Here is a 15,572-nt window from a genome sequence, read left to right as displayed (position 1 = left end):
GACCACGGCCCCTCCTCGCGCTCAACCCAGTTCGGCGACCAGGCGGTCGGCCGCGGCCCACGGGTCGGTGCGGCCGTCGACCACCTCGGCGGCGAGCGCGTCCAGCCGGTGCTCGCCCGGCAGCGCGGCGACGCGCGCCCGCAGCGCCTCGAGGGCGAGCGCCTCGACCTCACCGGCGGCCCGGCGCCGGCGTCGAGCGCGCAGCCCCTCGGGACCGAGCGCCACCCGGTGCTCGTCGACCGCCTCGACGAGGTCGGTCACACCCTCGCCGGAGGTGGCGACCATGCGGACCACCGGTGTGCGCCACCCCTGCTCGTCCCGCTCGGCCATCGCGACCATGTGCCGCAGGTCGCGCGTGGTGCGCGCAGCATCGGCGCGGTCGGCCTTGTTGACCGCCAGCACGTCGGCCACCTCGAGGATGCCGGCCTTGGCGGCCTGGATGCCGTCGCCCATCCCCGGCGCCACGAGCACGACCGTGGTGTCGGCGGCCCGAGCGACCTCGACCTCGCTCTGCCCCACCCCGACCGTCTCGAGCAGGACGACGTCGCAGCCGGCGGCGTCGAGCACGCGAAGGGCCTGCGGCGCCGCCCACGACAGGCCGCCGAGGTGGCCGCGCGAGGCCATCGAGCGGATGAAGACCTCGGGGTCGGCGGCGTGCTCGGACATCCGGATCCGGTCGCCGAGGAGGGCGCCGCCGGAGAACGGGGACGAGGGGTCGACCGCGAGCACGCCCACCCGCTGCCCCCGTGCCCGGTACGCGGCGACGAGCGCGTTGGTGGTCGTCGACTTGCCGACGCCCGGGGCACCGGTGAGGCCGACGACGTGCGCCCGGCCGGTGGCCGGGGCGAGCGCGGCCATCACCTCGCGCAGCGCGGGGTGGGCGTCCTCGACGAGCGAGATCAGCCGGGCGACGGCACGCGGGTTCCCCTCCCGCGCCGCGGAGACGAGGGAGGGGACGTCGACGTCGCGGGCCGTGGCCAGCGTGGTCAGCCCTGCGCCGGGACCTTGACGACGAGCGCGTCGCCCTGGCCGCCACCGCCGCAGAGGGCGGCCGCACCGACACCGCCGCCGCGACGCTTCAGCTCGAGCGCGAGGTGGAGGGCGATGCGCGCGCCGGACATCCCGATGGGGTGGCCGAGGGCGATGGCGCCGCCGTTGACGTTCACCTTGTCCTCGTCGAGCCCGAGCTCCTTGGCCGAGGCCAGACCGACGGCGGCGAAGGCCTCGTTGATCTCGACGAGGTCGAGGTCGGTCGGCGAGATGCCCTCTCGCTCACAGGCCTTCGCGATGGCGCGGGCCGGCTGGCTCTGGAGGGTGGAGTCCGGGCCGGCGACGACGCCGTGCGCGCCGATCTCGGCGAGCCACTCGAGGCCGAGCTCCTCGGCCTTGGCCTTCTTCATGACGACGACCGCGCAGGCGCCGTCGGAGATCTGCGAGGCCGAGCCGGCGGTGATGGTGCCGTCCTTGCTGAAGGCCGGGCGCAGCCGGCCGAGCGACTCGGTGGTGGTGTCGGCGCGGATGCCCTCGTCGGTGCGGAACTCGATCGGGTCGCCCTTGCGCTGCGGGATGGAGACGGTGAGCACCTCGTCGTCGAAGAGGCCGTCCTTCCAGGCGCGCGCGGCGAGCTGGTGGCTGCGCGCCGCGAAGGCGTCCTGCTCCTCGCGGGTGAAGGCGAGGTCGCCGGTGTTGGCGGACTCGGTGAGCAGGCCCATCGCCTGGTCGGTGAAGGCGTCCCACAGGCCGTCCTGGGCCATGTGGTCGTGCATGGTCACGTCGCCGTACTTGAAGCCGTCGCGGCTCTTCTCGAGCAGGTGCGGGGCGTTGGTCATCGACTCCTGGCCGCCGGCGACGACGACCTCGAACTCGCCGGCGCGGATCAGCTGGTCGGCGAGGGCGACGGCGTCGATGCCGGAGAGGCAGACCTTGTTGATGGTCAGCGCCGGCACCGACATCGGGATGCCGCCCTTGGTGGCCGCCTGCCGCGCGGGGATCTGACCCTCGCCGGCGGTGAGCACCTGGCCCATGATCACGTAGTCCACGGCGTCGGGGCTGACGCCGGACTTCTCGAGGGCACCCTGGATGGCGAGGCCGCCGAGGTCGGAGCCGCTGAAGCCCTTGAGCGAGCCGCTCATCCGCCCCATCGGGGTGCGGGCGCCGGCGACGATGACGGTCGGGTCGGTGGACATGCGGGGGCCTCCGGGTCTGGGACGTGGGGGATCGCCTCGATGCTAGACCGCCATCCCGGGGCCTGCCGACCCCGCCGGACGGTGACGCTCACCACCCGCGCCCGGACGGCGCCCCGGGACTCTCACTCAGGGACGAAGACGTCCTCGATGGAGCGTTCGAAGGTCCGGGCGATGCGGAAGGCGAGCGGCAGCGAGGGGTCGAAGCGGCCGCGCTCGATGGAGATCACGGTCTGGCGCGAGACACCGAGCCGCTCCGCGAGGGCGGCCTGGGACAGCCCCAGCCCGGCCCGCAGCTCGGCGACGTGGTTCTCCATCCCGGTCACCGGCCCCGGGCGCGCAGCCAGAGGTAGGAGAGGCCGAAGGTGCCGAGGCCGAGCACGAGGGCGTGCGGCAGGCCGACGGGCGACATCCACCCCACGTCGAGCGCATCGCCGACGCCGTCGAGGAACAGCAGCCCGCCGATCAACGTGACGAACGCCGTCGCCGCCGCCTCCTGGAACCACGTGCGCTCGACGCTCATCTCGCCCTGCGCGACCTCGCGGTCGGTGCGGGCGCGGTCGAACCAGAGCATCTGGAGACCGACGGTGACCACCGGCCAGGTCGTCAGGGTGAACACGGTGAGCCCCACCGCCGCCGGCCAGTCCGGGCGCCGCGAGACGACGAGCCCCGCGAAGGCGAGCGCGACCGCGAGGCCGAGGAGCGTGGCCGGCAGCCAGCGCCGGGTTGCGGTGACGTCCATGGTGACCTCCGTGTGTCAAGGATGCTTGACGTGAAGGTAGCTTGACATCGTGACCGACGTCAAGCGTCCTTGACCACTGCCGCCGGGACGGTGAGACCCGCCACGCCCTCGACCCCCGGCCGCCCACCGCTCCTAGGCTGGATCCATGACCGCCAGCGACCTCTTCACCGCCATCGACCACGTCGGCGTCGCCGTCCCGGACCTCGACGACGCGATCGCGTTCTACGAGTCCACCTACGGGATGCGCCTGCTCCACGAGGAGACGAACGAGGAGCAGGGCGTTCGGGAGGCGATGATGGGCGTCGGCGACTCCGGCTCGTGCATCCAGCTGCTCGCGCCGCTCTCCCCCGAGTCGACGATCGCGAAGTTCCTCGACCGCAGCGGCCCGGGCATCCAGCAGCTCGCCTACCGGGTCGAGGACCTCGACGCCGTCTGCGCCACCCTGCGCGAGCGCGGCATGCGGCTGCTCTACGACACCCCCAAGCGCGGCACGAGCGAAAGCCGGGTCAACTTCATCCACCCCAAGGACGCCCGCGGCATCCTCGTCGAGCTCGTCGAGCCGGCCGCCGGGAACGACCACTGAACGGCAGCACCCTCCACCGGGCCGTCGCCCCCACCACCAGTCGAGAGTAGAGAACACGCCGTCCGACCGGCGTTCCACGCGGCGTGTTCTCTACTCTCGACGGGGTTCGGGCCCGGGGTCCGGGCCGGCGGCGACGAGCAGCGGCAGGAGGACGAGGGCCGCGTACGCGGGGATGACCAGCCCCGAGTCGTTGACGAGGAACCCCACCAGCGCGAGCACCGCCGTCCCACGCGCGACCTGTCCCCCGACCGGATCCGGGCGCCGGCCCAGCCGCCACGCGAGGACGGCCAGCACGGCGACGCCGATCGCCGTGGCGAGCAGCGGCGGCGACCCGAGGTTCGTGAGGTTCTGCGACAGCTTCCGCCCGATCACCTCGTCGGCACCGCCGTCGACGACGGTCTGCACGAACTCGCCGAGGTGTGTGCGCGCCGCCGGGGCCCGCAGCCAGTCCAGCACCGCGACCGCGCCGGTGACGAGACCGACCGCGACGACCGCCGTCACCACGCGGACCACGGTGAGCCGCAGGCCCGCTGCGGCGGCGAGCACGACAAGGCCGCCCAGCAGGAGACCCGGAGGACCGCCGAAGTCGGCGCCGTAGGACGGGTGTCCCTCGAGGGCGGTGGCGACGAGGAGCACGACGGCCGCGAGCGCGACCGCCCAGCGACGCCCGGGCCGCCGCCACGACCCGACGAGCGCGACGACGGTGAGGACGGCGACCCCGTAGACGGCGTAGCTGGTGTTGCCGACCCCGTAGAACCGGCCGCCGACGGTCGGGTTCTGCCCGAAGACCGACGCGAGCTGCAGCCCCGAGCCGGTGAGGACGTCGCCCCCCAGCACGACGAGCGAGACGCCGGCCACCACGGCCAGCGCCCCGTGCCGCCACCGCCGGCCGGCGAGGAGGGCCGCGGCCGTCATCGCCGCGACGACCACGGCGAGCACGCCGTTGAAGGCGAGCCCCGGGGCCCCGGCGTGCCACCACGGGACGAGGTTGGCGACGAACGTGGCGGTCGGGACGCTCGCGAGCGCCACCCCGGCGGCGGCGAGCGCCGTCGGTACGGCGCGCCCGGGCCGGCGCCACCACGCGAGGCAGACGGCCACGCACCAGAGGGCGAAGCCGGCCGCGAGCCATCCGGTGACCTGGGGGCTGACCGAGCGCAGGGTGCCCGAGCGGACCTCGAAGCCGACGCGGTCCGCGACCCGCTCGGCCACCGGCTCGTCGTCGGGGTCGACGGTGACCGGGCGTCCGGTGAGGCCGGCGTCGTCGGCACCGGCCCCGACCAGGAGGGTGGCGGTGAGGTCCTGGAGCTGCACGAGCCCGGGCTGGCGCGTCGAGGGCGAGGTCAGCACGCCCCGCTCGACCCCGGCGCCGACGAGCACCACCGCGCGCGGCCGCACCGGGCCGTCGCCGTCGGCGAGCCCCGCCACGACCAGCCGGGTCCCGCGCGATGCCGGGTCGGACACGATGCGCGACAGCTCGAGGTTGAGGGCACGCAGCGCCTCCGGCCGCCCGGGGCCCACGGGCAGCGGTGCCACGCTGCGCAGCTCGACGGCGCACTCGCCGCTCACCACGCGCCCCTGCGGGTCGGCCGCCCCGATCGCCGCGGCGTCGCCGTCGGCCGACACGCACGTCCCGGCGGCCGTGAGGCGCTCGGCGAGGGTGCCCGGCCGGGCGCCGTACGAGGCGGCCCGTGCGGCGGCGAGGTACCGGTCCCACCCGCCGACGCGTCCGTCGGTGACCGCCTCGGGCGCGAGGCAGGGGCCGGGGGCGTCCGCCGCGCGGCGCCCGGCCGACAGCGTCAGCCACCCGTCCACCTCGCAGGTGCGCGAGCGCACGGTCCGCACGGTCAGCGAGCCGACCGCACCGTCGCCGGCGAGCTGCCACAGCACGGGCACGCTCGTCTCGCTGACGTCCGACCAGGACAGGCCCGGCACGCCGAGGACGATGACCCGCTCCCCCGCCGCGTCGGTCGCAGAGGGCGACGCCGACGCCGCGGGCGCGGCGAGCCCGCCGAGGAGCACGACGAGGACGGCGAGGACCACACCGACCGACCACCGGGGTCGATGCACCGCGGCGCTCACGCGGTCACCATCTCGTGCTGCGCGATGACGACGAGCGAGGCCGTCCACGCGAGGGGCGCCACCGCTGCCGGGCGCCCGTCGTGGAGCACCTTCTCCGGCAGCGAGCCCGCGTCGGTGCGGTGTGCCCCGAGCCAGTCGAGGAGGCGGGCGGCGCGGTCCGGGAAGCCGTTGGCCGCCCAGGCCGCGGCGAACAGCGCCGTCTCGGGCGTCCAGCTGATGCCGTCCTGCTTCCACCCGGCCCCCGGTGCGAGACCGCCGGCCGGGCGGGCCATCGCGGTCTGCGCACGGTCCACGGCCTGGAGCACCGCGATGGACGGCTCGCGCGGCCCGATGGGGGCCACGAGGAAGGTGACGGCCGCGTCGGGTACGTCGTCCCCGAGGTGGCGCGGGTATCCGGTGGCCCCGAACTGGCGGTGCAGCTGGGCGTCGAGCTCGTCGGCGGCCTGCCGCGTCCGGTCGGCGAGCGCCATCTCGCCGACGTGCGTCAGAGCGTCGGTGCCGCTGCGCAGCCCGACGAGGACGGCGGCCGCCGTGCCGAGGGTGAGGGTGTGCTCGACGAGCTCCCAGTAGTCCGACGACGGCGAGGGCACCCCCGTGCCGGCGTCGCGGGAGGCGAGGAGCCGGCGGGCGCAGCGCACGAGCATCGGCCGGACCGGGGCCAGCAGCCGCGACGCGTCGTCCGGGAAGCGCGCGCCGACCTCGGCCGCCGCCCAGAGCGTCCAGCCGACCCCGTCGAGCTGGGGCGGCCGGTCGTCCGGCGTGGTGCCGGTGCGCACGTCGTAGCGGGCCTCGAACCAGCCGTCCTCGCGCTGGACGGCCTGGAGGAAGGAGAGCTGGGCCATCGCCTCGTCGGGCCGCCCCACCCGGGCCAGCGCGACGGCGACGAAGGCCGTGTCCCGCGGCCAGGCGTAGCGCCAGCGGTCGGTCCACCCGGCGACGGCGGCCGGCAGGCCGGTGGTCAGCGCCCGCAGGTCGAGCAGCGCCGAGCGCAGCAGGCCGTCGTCGCGGACCCGCCCCACCCACGGGGCGCACCCGCCGAGCCAGGCCTCCTCGTCGTCGACGAGCCGCGAGCGCTCGGCGCAGTCCGCGAGCACCCGCGTGCCGGGGACCAGGGACTCGGCGCGCCCGGCCGGGACCAGCGTGCGCACGAAGGGGGCCGAGAACGCGACCGTCTCGCTGTAGAGCGGCACCTCGGCGTGCCGGGCCCGCTCGAGCGCCACGGCTCCGGCCGCACCCCCGGCCGCGACGAGCCCGCCGCCACCGATCAGCAGGCCGCGGCGGCTGACGGTGGCGGGACTCACCCCGGAACGGTATCCCGGAGCCCGCGGCGCCGTCCCACGCCGTCGTGAGCAGGGTCACGGGTGACTGCCGTCTCAGGCAGTACCGGCGGGTAGGACCGGCCGCTAGGTTCGCGTCCAGTTGTCCCCCAGCACCACCGAAGGAGCACGACCCCATGGAGCAGATCCGCGAGGCCATCCTCTCCGGTGACCGCAGTCCCGAGACCTACGCCGCCCTCGCCGTCCCCGAGTCCTACCGCGGCGCGACCGTGCATAAGGACGAGGTCGAGATGTTCGGCGACCTCCCGACCAAGGAGAAGGACCCGCGCCGGTCCCTCCACGTCGACGAGGTGCCCGTCCCCGAGCTCGCCCCCGGCGAGGCGCTCGTCGCCGTGATGGCCAGCGCCATCAACTACAACACCGTGTGGACCTCGATCTTCGAGCCGGTCTCGACGTTCGGGTTCCTCGAGCGCTACGGCCGCACCTCGGAGTTCGCGAAGCGGCACGACCTGCCGTACCACGTCGTCGGCTCCGACCTCGCCGGCGTCGTCCTGCGCACCGGCCCGGGCGTCACGAAGTGGAAGCCCGGCACCGAGGTCGTCGCGCACTGCCTGTCGGTCGAGCTCGAGGACGCCGAGGGCCACGACGACACGATGATGGACCCGCAGCAGCGCATCTGGGGCTTCGAGACGAACTTCGGCGGCCTCGCCGAGCTCGCGATCGTCAAGGCCAACCAGCTGATGCCGAAGCCGGCGCACCTGTCGTGGGAGGAGGCCGCCTCCCCCGGGCTGGTCAACTCCACGGCGTACCGGCAGCTCATCAGCAAGAACGGCGCCCACATGAAGCTCGGCGACCGCGTGCTCATCTGGGGCGCCAGCGGCGGGCTCGGCTCGTACGCCACCCAGATGGCGCTGGCCGGCGGCGCGACCCCCATCTGCGTCGTCTCCTCCCCCGAGAAGGCCGACATCTGCCGGGCGATGGGCGCCGAGCTGATCATCGACCGCTCCGCCGAGGGCTTCCGGTTCTGGAACGAGGAGAACACCGAGCAGAACCCGAAGGAGTGGCAGCGCCTGGGCAAGCGGATCCGCGAGCTGACCGGCGGCCACGACGTCGACATCGTCTTCGAGCACCCGGGCCGGGAGACCTTCGGCGCGTCGGTGTACGTCGCGCGCAAGGGCGGCACGATCATCACCTGCGCCTCGACCTCGGGCTACCTCCACGAGTACGACAACCGCTACCTCTGGATGAACCTCAAGAAGATCCTCTCCTCGCACTTCGCGAACTACCGCGAGGCGTGGGAGGCCAACGAGCTGGTCAACCGCGGCCTGATCCACCCGACGCTGAGCAAGACCTACCGGCTCGAGGAGGTCGGGCAGGCCGCGCTCGACGTCCACCGCAACGCCCACCAGGGCAAGGTCGGCGTGCTGACCCTGGCGCCGGAGGCCGGCCTGGGCATCACCGACCCCGAGAAGCGGGCCCGCTTCGAGACCGAGATCAACCGGTTCCGGGACGCCTGAGCCACACCGCCCGGACCACCGACCTCCGGCCCCCGCCCGCCACTAGGGTGAGGGGCCGGAGGTGTGTTCGTGAGGCTGTCGACGCTGTGGGCGCCGGTCGAGCGGTGGGGTGAGTTCCGCCGCCGCCAGCGGGCCGCCCTCGAGGAGAGCAACCGGCTCGACCCGGCGGACGTGCCCGACGTCGAGCTGCTGCCCGTCGAGGCCGTCACCCACCCGCCCGAGGGCGGTGCGGTCCCGGGGCCGACGTCCGCGCCGACCTCCGGCCCGCTCGCCGCGTTCGGCGCCGCCGGTCAGCCGCTCAACCGGCACTCCCCCTTCTACCTCGGGTTCTTCGGCGCGAGCGGGGCGATGCTCGCCTTCGGCCTCTGGACCAGCCTCGGGCGGCTGGCGACCACCATCACGCTGCTGCTGGTCTCGTTCTTCCTCGCGCTCGCGCTCAACCCCGTGGTGGACCGGCTGGCCCGCCGGATGCCGCGCGGCGCCGCCGTCACCCTCGTCTTCTCCGGCCTGATCCTCGCCTTCGTCGTCATGGGGTTCCTCGTCGTGCCGCCCGTGGTGGACCAGGGCGGGGCGCTGGTGCAGCAGGCGCCGTCCTACGTCACCGACCTCCTCAACGCCCGGTGGGTGCGCGACCTCGACCAGCACTACGACGTCATCGACCGGCTGCAGACCGAGGTCAACGCGCGGCTCACCGACCAGTCGTTCATCGGGGGCGTCCTCGGCGGCATCCTCGGTGCGGGACGGGCCGTGCTCTCCGGCGTCTTCCAGGTGCTCACCGTCCTCGTGCTCACCCTCTACCTGCTGGCCTCGCTCCCCCGGGTCAAGCACGCCGCCTACGCGCTCGTCCCGGCGAGCCGCCGGCCGCGCGTCGCCTCCCTGTCGGAGGAGATCATGCGGCGGGTCGGCTCCTACGCCATCGGCCAGGTCGCCATCGCCACGCTCAACGCGTGCATGTCGTGGCTGGTCATGACCATCCTCGGCGTCCCCTACGCCGCGGTGCTCGCCGTGAGCGTCGGGCTGCTCGGGCTCGTCCCGATGGTCGGCGCCACGCTCGGCGCCTCGCTCGTCTGCGTCGTCGCGTTCTTCGACGAGCCGCGCACGGCGCTCATCCTGCTCGTCTACTACGTCGTCTACCAGCAGATCGAGAACTACGTCATCGCCCCGCGGGTCATGCAGCGCACCGTCTCGGTGCCGGGCACGGTGACGATCATCGCGGCCCTCACCGGCGGCGCACTGCTCGGGGTGCTGGGGGCGCTGCTCGCCATCCCGGTCGCCGCGGGGATGCTGCTCCTCTACGAGGAAGTGCTCGTGCCGCGCCAGAACGAGGCGTAGCGGGGCGCGATCAGGGGCGGGCGGCCTCGCGGGCGCCCCAGCACCGGGTGTGCCAGTGCCGCCGCTCCTCGACGCCGCCGACGCCGGTGGCCGGCCACGCGACCACGTGCGGCGTGCCGACGGGGATGCCGGTGTGGCAGCCGGGGCAGACGTACTCGCGGCCCGAGGTGGCGCCGCTCAGCCGACGCACGTGCCAGGGCCGGCCGCGCCACTGCTCGGTGGCCACCTCGGTGCTGCCGCCGAGGGGACGGCTCTCGAGGTCGCGTCGGCGACGGTTGGACCGGGGCACGCCCCCAGTCTCCCGGATCAGCCGCGCACGCGGGACGACGAGGGGTCGTACGGCGGGCGCAGCGTGACCTCGGCCGGGTACCGGGTCCCGGCGACGTCGACCTCCCACCGGCCCTCGCGCAGCCACTCGGCCGTGACGCCGTCTGCGTGCTCGACACCGGCCAGCCCGACGGCGCCGCCGACGGTCCAGCCGAAGGAGCCGCTGCGCACGTCGCCGACCGGCTCGCCGTCGCGGTGCAGCACCTCGCCGTGGAACAGCAGCGGCTCGGGGTCCGCCAGGACGACGGAGACCACGCGGTGGCGCGGGGGTCCGGCGTCGGCGGCCGCGACGACCGCGTCGTGACCCCGGAAGCCGCTCGGCTTGTCCGTGGCCACGGCGAACGACAGGCCCGCGGTCCGGACGTCGTCGGTGGTGTCGACGTCGTGCCCGTAGTCGCGGTAGCCCTTCTCGAGGCGGAGGCTGCCGAGCGCGGCGAGCCCGGTCGGCCGCAGCCCGTGCGGCGCCCCGGCCTCGAGCAGCCGGTCCCAGACGGCGGTCGCGGCGCCGGCCGGGACGTAGAGCTCCCAGCCGAGCTCGCCGACGTAGGTCACCCGGACGGCGAGGACTCCGGTCCCGTCGATCTCGACCGTGCGGGCGGCGCGGAAGGGGAAGGCCTCGTTGCTCCAGTCGGTCTGCGGCGCAACGGCTTCCATCACCCTGCGCGAGGCCGGGCCCTGGAGGCTGAGCATCGCGTGCTCTTCGGTGACGTCCTCGACGGTGGCGTCCGCGTCACCGAGCGCGCGCCGGAGCATCCCGAGGACCTGGGGGTGCTGGGTGTCGGAGGCGACGACGAGGAGGTCGTCGGCGGCGAGCCGGGTGACCGTGAGGTCGGCGAGCAGGCGGCCGTCGTCGGCGAGCCACTGCGTGTAGGTGATGCGGCCGTCGACGGAGAGGTCTCCGGCGCTCAGGTGCTCGAGCACGGCGAGGGCGTCGGGCCCGCGCACCGCGAAACGGCCCATGAACGACATGTCGAAGAGGCCGGCGGCCTCGCGCACGGCGCGGTGCTCGGCCTCCCAGTGCGCGAACCAGGGGGCGCGGCCCCAGGTGGGGTCGGCCCGCGGGGTCTCCCCCGGGCCGGCGTACCACGCGGCGCCCTCCCACCCGGAGACGTCGCGCAGGTACCCGCCGGCCGCGACGACACGGTCGTGGACCGGCGAGCGGAAGACGCCCCGGGAGGTCGCCAGCTGCACGCCCGGCGTGTGCGCCGCGTAGACCGTGCCGAGGACCTCGGCGGTGCGGGCCCTGCGGTGCTCGGGCAGCAGCTGGTGCTCGCGGAAGCGGGCGACGTCGATGCCGGTGACGTCGACGTCCGGGCGGCCGGTCAGCACCCAGTGGGCGAGGATCCGCCCGAGCCCGCCGGCCGAGAGGATGCCGACCGAGTTCAGCCCGGCGCAGACGAAGTAGCCGTGGATGCCGGGCGCCTCCCCGACCCCGGGCGAGAGGTCGGGCATGAACGACTCCGGGCCGCAGAAGAAGGTGCGGATGCCGGCCGTCTCGACGACCGGCACGCGGGCCATCGCCTTCTCGAGGAACGGGCCGACGCGGTCGGTGTCGGGGGGCAGCGTCCCGAAGGAGAAGTCGCGCGGGATGCCCTCGACCCTCCACGCCGCCGCGACCGGCTCGAAGAGGCCGACCATCATGCCGCCGCCCTCCTCGCGGTAGTAGCCGTAGGAGGCGGGGTCCTCGAAGACCGGGGCGTCGGGGCTCATCCCCTCGATCGGCTCGGTGACGAGGTAGTAGTGCTCGGCGGCCTGGTTGGGCACGACGACGCCGTTCTGGGCGGCGAGCTCGCGGGCCCACATCCCGGCCGCGTTGACGACGACGTCGCACTCGACGGTGCCGCGGTCGGTGACGACCCCGGCCACCTCCTCGACGACGCCCCGGCGGCGGGTGAGGACCTGCTCGACGCGCACCCCCTCGGCGACGCGGACGCCGTGCGCCCGGGCTCCCTTGGCGAGGGCCATCGTCAGGTCGACGGGGTTGACCCGGCCGTCGCCGGGCACGTGGAAGCCGCCGACGAGGTCGTCGGTGCGGGCGAGCGGGAAGAGCTCGGCCATCTCGGTGGGGCTCACCTCGTCGACGTCCAGGCCGAGCCGGCGCTGGAAGGCCGCGACCCGGCGGTACTCCTGGAGCCGGTCGCGGTCGGCGGCGGCCTCGACGAGACCGACCGGCTTGAAGCCCGTGGACTGGCCCGTCTCGGCCTCGAGCCGTCCGTAGAGGTCGCGCGAGTAGAGGCGCAGGCGGGTGCTCGTCTCGCTGAGGGAGCCGAAGCAGGTCATCAGCCCGGCCGCGTGCCAGGTCGTGCCGGAGGTCAGCCGGTCGCGCTCGAGGACGAGGACGTCGCTCTCGCCGGCGTGGGCGAGGTGGTAGGCGATCGAGGTGCCGATGACACCCCCGCCGACCACGACGACACGGGCGCGGGACGGCAACGCTGCGGCACTCACGCCCGCGAGCCTAGGGGCTCGCCGCTGCATCCCACTCATTGCCCATCTGCCACCTCGGAGGGGCCTGACGAGGCCTTGAGAGGTGGCGGATGCGCAAGAAGTCGGCCGCTTCCGCCCGCACGCCTGCGTGTCCCCTGATCTCGGCGCCCGGACCGCGCCCCTCCGCACGGTCCCGGCGTCGAGCGGCGCGCGTCAGCCCACGGGCTCGTCCGCCGTGAGCAGGGGGCGCAGCCGGGCCAGCGCCCGGTGCGCGACGACCCGGACGTTGCCGGTCGAGATCCCCACGACGTCGGCCACGACCTCGTCCGGCTGGTCCTCGAGGTAGCGCAGGACGAGCACGGCCCGCGAGCGGGCGTCGAGCACCCCGAGGAGCCCCTCGAGGACGACGCGGGCCTGGACCGCCTCGTCGGGGGGCGGGCTCGACCCGAGGCGGCGCTCGACGGCGGCATCGGACGTGAGCGTCCGGGCGCGGGCCGGGCGCCGCCCGGACAGGAAGGTGTTGACGATGAGCCGGCGCACGTAGCGGTCCGGGTCGTCGGCGGCCGAGACCCGGCGCCACTGGACGAGCACCTTGACGAGGGAGTCCTGCACGAGGTCCTCGGCGTCCGCCTCGTGCAGGGTGAGCCGGCGCGCGAACTGCAGGAGCCGCGGGCCGGCTGCCCGCACGTACTCCTCGGCCGCCGGTGGCGTGGCCGGCCACCTGCGCCTCACCGGTCGCTCGCCCACGACCAGCCGGACTCCTCGAGGTTCGCCACGACGATGCCGACCAGCCGCAGGGCCTCGGTCCGGGCCCGCGCGTCCGAGACGTCGAGGGTGACGACGGAGACGATCACCCGCCCCACGCGCCGCACGACCACGGACTGGTGCGCGTTGTAGGTCCCCTCGAGGTAGAGCGCGTCGCCGGGCGGCGCGCCCTCGGGCCAGGGAGCCGGGGCGACCCGCGCCCAGCGGCAGGGCCCGGTGTCGTCGACCAGCTGCTGCCACCCGCGCCCGTCGGACCACACGGACACGGTGATGTTGACCGAGCGGCTCTGGTCGGCCGTCCACGCGGATCCCAGCACCGTGGCGAGCTGGTGGGTGGCGTCGGGTCCCGGCGGCGAGTCGGCCTGCGTCGGGTCGCAGCTCTGGGCACCGAAGACGGGGGCCGACAAGGGGTACTCGACGGGCGATTCCTCGGAGTAGTCCAGGTCCCCCAGCTGCGCCGGGTCCGGCAGGACGTCGGGGACGGCGACGGCGTTCGACGGCGTCGGGGTGGGGGTCGTCGGGGTGGGCCAGTCGGTCCACGTGTAGTGCGTCACCGGGGTGGTCGTCCGCGGAGCGGCCGGGAGAGCCCGCTCCGGGGTCCAGGCGGACCACAGCTGCGGCACGAGCACGGCTCCCGCGACGGCGACTCCCATGAGGACGGTGACCCGCCCGGCCCGGCGGCGCCGGGCCACGACCGAGGTGTCGATGATCCGGTCGAAGAAGTCGTCGCCGGCGGCCGGCCCGTCCTGCTCGGCGAGCACCGCGAGCTCGCGCAGCCGGCTCCGCAGCTGGTCGTCGTCCATGCTCCCCCTCGGGTCGTCGGGGGCATCCGCCCCTCACACCATGGACGACGCCGCGACTCCCCCGCTCGTTACACCGACCACGTCGGACATCGGTGCGGACCCCCGTGCCCCGGGTCAGGGCACGAGCTCGTCCGCCGTGAGCAGGGGGCGCAGCCGGGTCAGCGCCCGGTGCGCGATCACCCGGACGTTGCCCGTCGAGATCCCCACCACGTCCGCCACGACCTCGTCGGGCTGGTCCTCGAGGTAGCGCAGCACGAGCACCGCCCGGGAGCGCGGGTCGAGCAGCGCGAGCATCCCGTCGGCGAGCACCCGCGCCTCGACCGCACCGTCGCCGGCGGACGCGACGGGAGCAGAGGCCTCGACGAGCGCGTCGGAGGTCACGGTCCGGGCCGATGCCAGCCGTCGCCCCGACACGAAGCGGTTGACCATCATCCGTCGCACGTAGCGGTCGGGGTCGTCGGACCGCTCCACGCGGCGCCAGTGCACGACGAGGCGGACCAACGTGTCCTGCAGCAGGTCCTCCGCGTCGGCGTCGTGGAGCGTCAGGCTGCGCGCGAACCGGAGGAGACGTGGGCCGGCGGCCCGGGCGTACTCCTCGACGCCCTCCGGAGCCCGAGGCGCGCGGGCGGACCTCACGGGCCCACCGCCGGCCACGGCGAGTCCTCGAGGCGCGTCGCCATGAGGCCGACCAGCCGGACCGCCTCGACCGTCGGGTCCGTCGTCCCGCTGCGGTGGATGCTGACCGCCACCGACCGGGTGCCGACCCGCCGCACGGCCACGACCCACCGGGGGTCGTCCCGGCCGACGAGGAGCAGCCGGTCCGGGCGGTCGCCCCCGGGCCAGGGGACCTGCTCGACGCCGATCCACCGGCACGGGCCGGTGTCCGCCACCAGCTGCTGCCAGCCCCTCGAGTCCGTCCACGCGGCCACGGTGAAGGACGCGTCGTCCACCCCTTCCTCGGTGACCTCGGGCAGGACCGCGCCCATGGTCGCGACGTCCACGGGGTCGACCGCGCCCCTGGCCGGGCCCACCACCGTCGAGTCGCAGATCTGCGGTCCGAGGACGGCGGGCTGGTCCGGCCCCGTCATCGGGCCGCCGCGGTAGCGCAGCCCCCGGAGGTCGTCCTCGTCCGGGAACAGCGCCTGCACTGCCGCGCCCTCGCCGCCGGAGGGCGAGGCCGAGGGTGTCGGCGTGGACCGGGCCCCCGATGCCGCCGGCGGTGCCGTCCGGTCCGGTCCGGCGCCGAGGGCCGGCACCGTGACGACCAGGCCGGCCACGAGGGCCGCGGCGCCCAGCGTCCCGGCGGCCCCGCGGGCCATCATCCGCCGTCGCCGCAGCCGACCGCCGCGTGCCAGCGCCTCGTCGAGCAGCCCCTCGGGCACCGAGGGCGTGCCCGCCCGGTCGAGCACGGCCCGCAGCGCTCCCCCCGTGTCGTGGTGTCCGTCCACCGTCATCCCCTCCGTCCCCGCGGGCCGGCTGCCCGCCACATCATGGACGACGCGTCGGTGGGGGGGGGGGGGGGGGGGGGGGGGGGGGGGGC

At 75.1% G+C, this 15,572-nt stretch carries 15 protein-coding genes; 3 read left to right on the top strand and 12 right to left on the bottom strand.

Annotated features, from left to right (window positions below):
• Positions 1-21: 21 nt before the first annotated feature.
• The 4 genes from meaB to ACQZ2A_RS06725 all read right to left on the bottom strand — a co-directional run bounded on the left by meaB (position 22) and on the right by ACQZ2A_RS06725 (position 2,925).
• Positions 22-981 carry a methylmalonyl Co-A mutase-associated GTPase MeaB gene (gene meaB, locus ACQZ2A_RS06740; protein ID WP_430209147.1) on the bottom strand — a complete coding sequence of 320 codons (960 nt, stop codon included), beginning with the start codon at positions 979-981 and terminating at the stop codon, positions 22-24.
• A 5-nt stretch (positions 982-986) separates the two neighbouring features.
• A complete protein-coding gene (locus tag ACQZ2A_RS06735) occupies positions 987-2,186 on the bottom strand; it encodes an acetyl-CoA C-acetyltransferase (RefSeq protein WP_430208688.1) in 1,200 nt (399 codons plus the stop codon).
• A gap of 122 nt (positions 2,187-2,308) precedes the next feature.
• Positions 2,309-2,500 carry a helix-turn-helix transcriptional regulator gene (locus ACQZ2A_RS06730; RefSeq protein WP_430208686.1) on the bottom strand — a complete coding sequence of 64 codons (192 nt, stop codon included), beginning with the start codon at positions 2,498-2,500 and terminating at the stop codon, positions 2,309-2,311.
• Positions 2,501-2,505: 5 nt separating this feature from the next.
• Positions 2,506-2,925, bottom strand: a complete 420-nt coding sequence (locus ACQZ2A_RS06725; RefSeq protein ID WP_430208684.1) for a hypothetical protein — start codon at positions 2,923-2,925, stop codon at positions 2,506-2,508.
• A 145-nt stretch (positions 2,926-3,070) separates the two neighbouring features.
• On the opposite strand from ACQZ2A_RS06725, the gene mce reads away from it, so the two are divergent.
• Positions 3,071-3,508 carry a methylmalonyl-CoA epimerase gene (gene mce, locus ACQZ2A_RS06720; RefSeq protein WP_430208682.1) on the top strand — a complete coding sequence of 146 codons (438 nt, stop codon included), beginning with the start codon at positions 3,071-3,073 and terminating at the stop codon, positions 3,506-3,508.
• 90 nt (positions 3,509-3,598) lie between these two features.
• Here mce and ACQZ2A_RS06715 read toward each other — a convergent pair whose 3' ends face one another.
• Together ACQZ2A_RS06715 and ACQZ2A_RS06710 are read right to left on the bottom strand one after the other, a co-directional pair.
• A complete protein-coding gene (locus ACQZ2A_RS06715) occupies positions 3,599-5,587 on the bottom strand; it encodes a hypothetical protein (protein WP_430208680.1) in 1,989 nt (662 codons plus the stop codon).
• Positions 5,584-6,888: a hypothetical protein gene (locus tag ACQZ2A_RS06710; RefSeq protein ID WP_430208677.1), complete on the bottom strand. Its 1,305-nt coding sequence runs from the start codon at positions 6,886-6,888 to the stop codon at positions 5,584-5,586. Before ACQZ2A_RS06710 ends, ACQZ2A_RS06715 begins: the two co-directional genes overlap by 4 nt.
• Before the next feature lie 152 nt (positions 6,889-7,040).
• Here ACQZ2A_RS06710 and ccrA point away from each other — a divergent pair, with 152 nt between their 5' ends.
• On the top strand, positions 7,041-8,381 hold the full coding sequence (gene ccrA, locus ACQZ2A_RS06705; RefSeq protein ID WP_430208674.1) for a crotonyl-CoA carboxylase/reductase: 1,341 nt from the start codon (positions 7,041-7,043) through the stop codon (positions 8,379-8,381).
• A 69-nt stretch (positions 8,382-8,450) separates the two neighbouring features.
• The gene (locus tag ACQZ2A_RS06700; RefSeq protein WP_430208671.1) at positions 8,451-9,713 is read left to right on the top strand and encodes an AI-2E family transporter; all 1,263 of its coding nucleotides are present in this window, start codon (positions 8,451-8,453) and stop codon (positions 9,711-9,713) included.
• Between the two features lie 10 nt (positions 9,714-9,723).
• On the opposite strand, the gene ACQZ2A_RS06695 is transcribed toward ACQZ2A_RS06700, so the two are convergent.
• The 6 genes from ACQZ2A_RS06695 to ACQZ2A_RS06670 form a co-directional block, all read right to left on the bottom strand.
• Positions 9,724-10,002 carry a hypothetical protein gene (locus tag ACQZ2A_RS06695; RefSeq protein WP_430208668.1) on the bottom strand — a complete coding sequence of 93 codons (279 nt, stop codon included), beginning with the start codon at positions 10,000-10,002 and terminating at the stop codon, positions 9,724-9,726.
• 17 nt (positions 10,003-10,019) lie between these two features.
• Positions 10,020-12,485 carry a GcvT family protein gene (locus tag ACQZ2A_RS06690; protein WP_430208665.1) on the bottom strand — a complete coding sequence of 822 codons (2,466 nt, stop codon included), beginning with the start codon at positions 12,483-12,485 and terminating at the stop codon, positions 10,020-10,022.
• A 192-nt stretch (positions 12,486-12,677) separates the two neighbouring features.
• On the bottom strand, positions 12,678-13,196 hold the full coding sequence (locus ACQZ2A_RS06685; RefSeq protein WP_430208663.1) for an RNA polymerase sigma factor: 519 nt from the start codon (positions 13,194-13,196) through the stop codon (positions 12,678-12,680).
• Positions 13,193-14,032: a hypothetical protein gene (locus ACQZ2A_RS06680; protein ID WP_430208660.1), complete on the bottom strand. Its 840-nt coding sequence runs from the start codon at positions 14,030-14,032 to the stop codon at positions 13,193-13,195. The genes ACQZ2A_RS06685 and ACQZ2A_RS06680 overlap by 4 nt, the downstream gene beginning before the upstream one ends.
• Before the next feature lie 114 nt (positions 14,033-14,146).
• The gene (locus ACQZ2A_RS06675) at positions 14,147-14,668 is read right to left on the bottom strand and encodes a sigma-70 family RNA polymerase sigma factor (protein ID WP_430208658.1); all 522 of its coding nucleotides are present in this window, start codon (positions 14,666-14,668) and stop codon (positions 14,147-14,149) included.
• Positions 14,665-15,480, bottom strand: a complete 816-nt coding sequence (locus ACQZ2A_RS06670; protein ID WP_430208656.1) for a hypothetical protein — start codon at positions 15,478-15,480, stop codon at positions 14,665-14,667. The genes ACQZ2A_RS06675 and ACQZ2A_RS06670 overlap by 4 nt, the downstream gene beginning before the upstream one ends.
• Positions 15,481-15,572 lie beyond the last annotated feature (92 nt).

Origin of the sequence: Phycicoccus avicenniae (assembly GCF_050496545.1) — a bacterium.
GTDB lineage: Bacteria > Actinomycetota > Actinomycetes > Actinomycetales > Dermatophilaceae > Phycicoccus > Phycicoccus avicenniae_A.
Note: the sequence above shows the minus strand (reverse complement) of the source record. Positions and strands in the feature narration are given on the sequence as shown.

Excerpts from the sequence above, each read along its gene's own strand:
- ccrA (WP_430208674.1), top strand. The coding sequence starts at position 7,041 with ATGGAGCAGATCCGCGAGGCCATCCTCTCCGGTGACCGCAGTCCCGAG.
- ACQZ2A_RS06725 (WP_430208684.1), bottom strand. The coding sequence starts at position 2,925 with ATGGACGTCACCGCAACCCGGCGCTGGCTGCCGGCCACGCTCCTCGGC.
- mce (WP_430208682.1), top strand. The coding sequence starts at position 3,071 with ATGACCGCCAGCGACCTCTTCACCGCCATCGACCACGTCGGCGTCGCC.
- ACQZ2A_RS06730 (WP_430208686.1), bottom strand. The coding sequence starts at position 2,500 with ATGGAGAACCACGTCGCCGAGCTGCGGGCCGGGCTGGGGCTGTCCCAG.
- ACQZ2A_RS06680 (WP_430208660.1), bottom strand. The coding sequence starts at position 14,032 with ATGGACGACGACCAGCTGCGGAGCCGGCTGCGCGAGCTCGCGGTGCTC.
- ACQZ2A_RS06735 (WP_430208688.1), bottom strand. The coding sequence starts at position 2,186 with ATGTCCACCGACCCGACCGTCATCGTCGCCGGCGCCCGCACCCCGATG.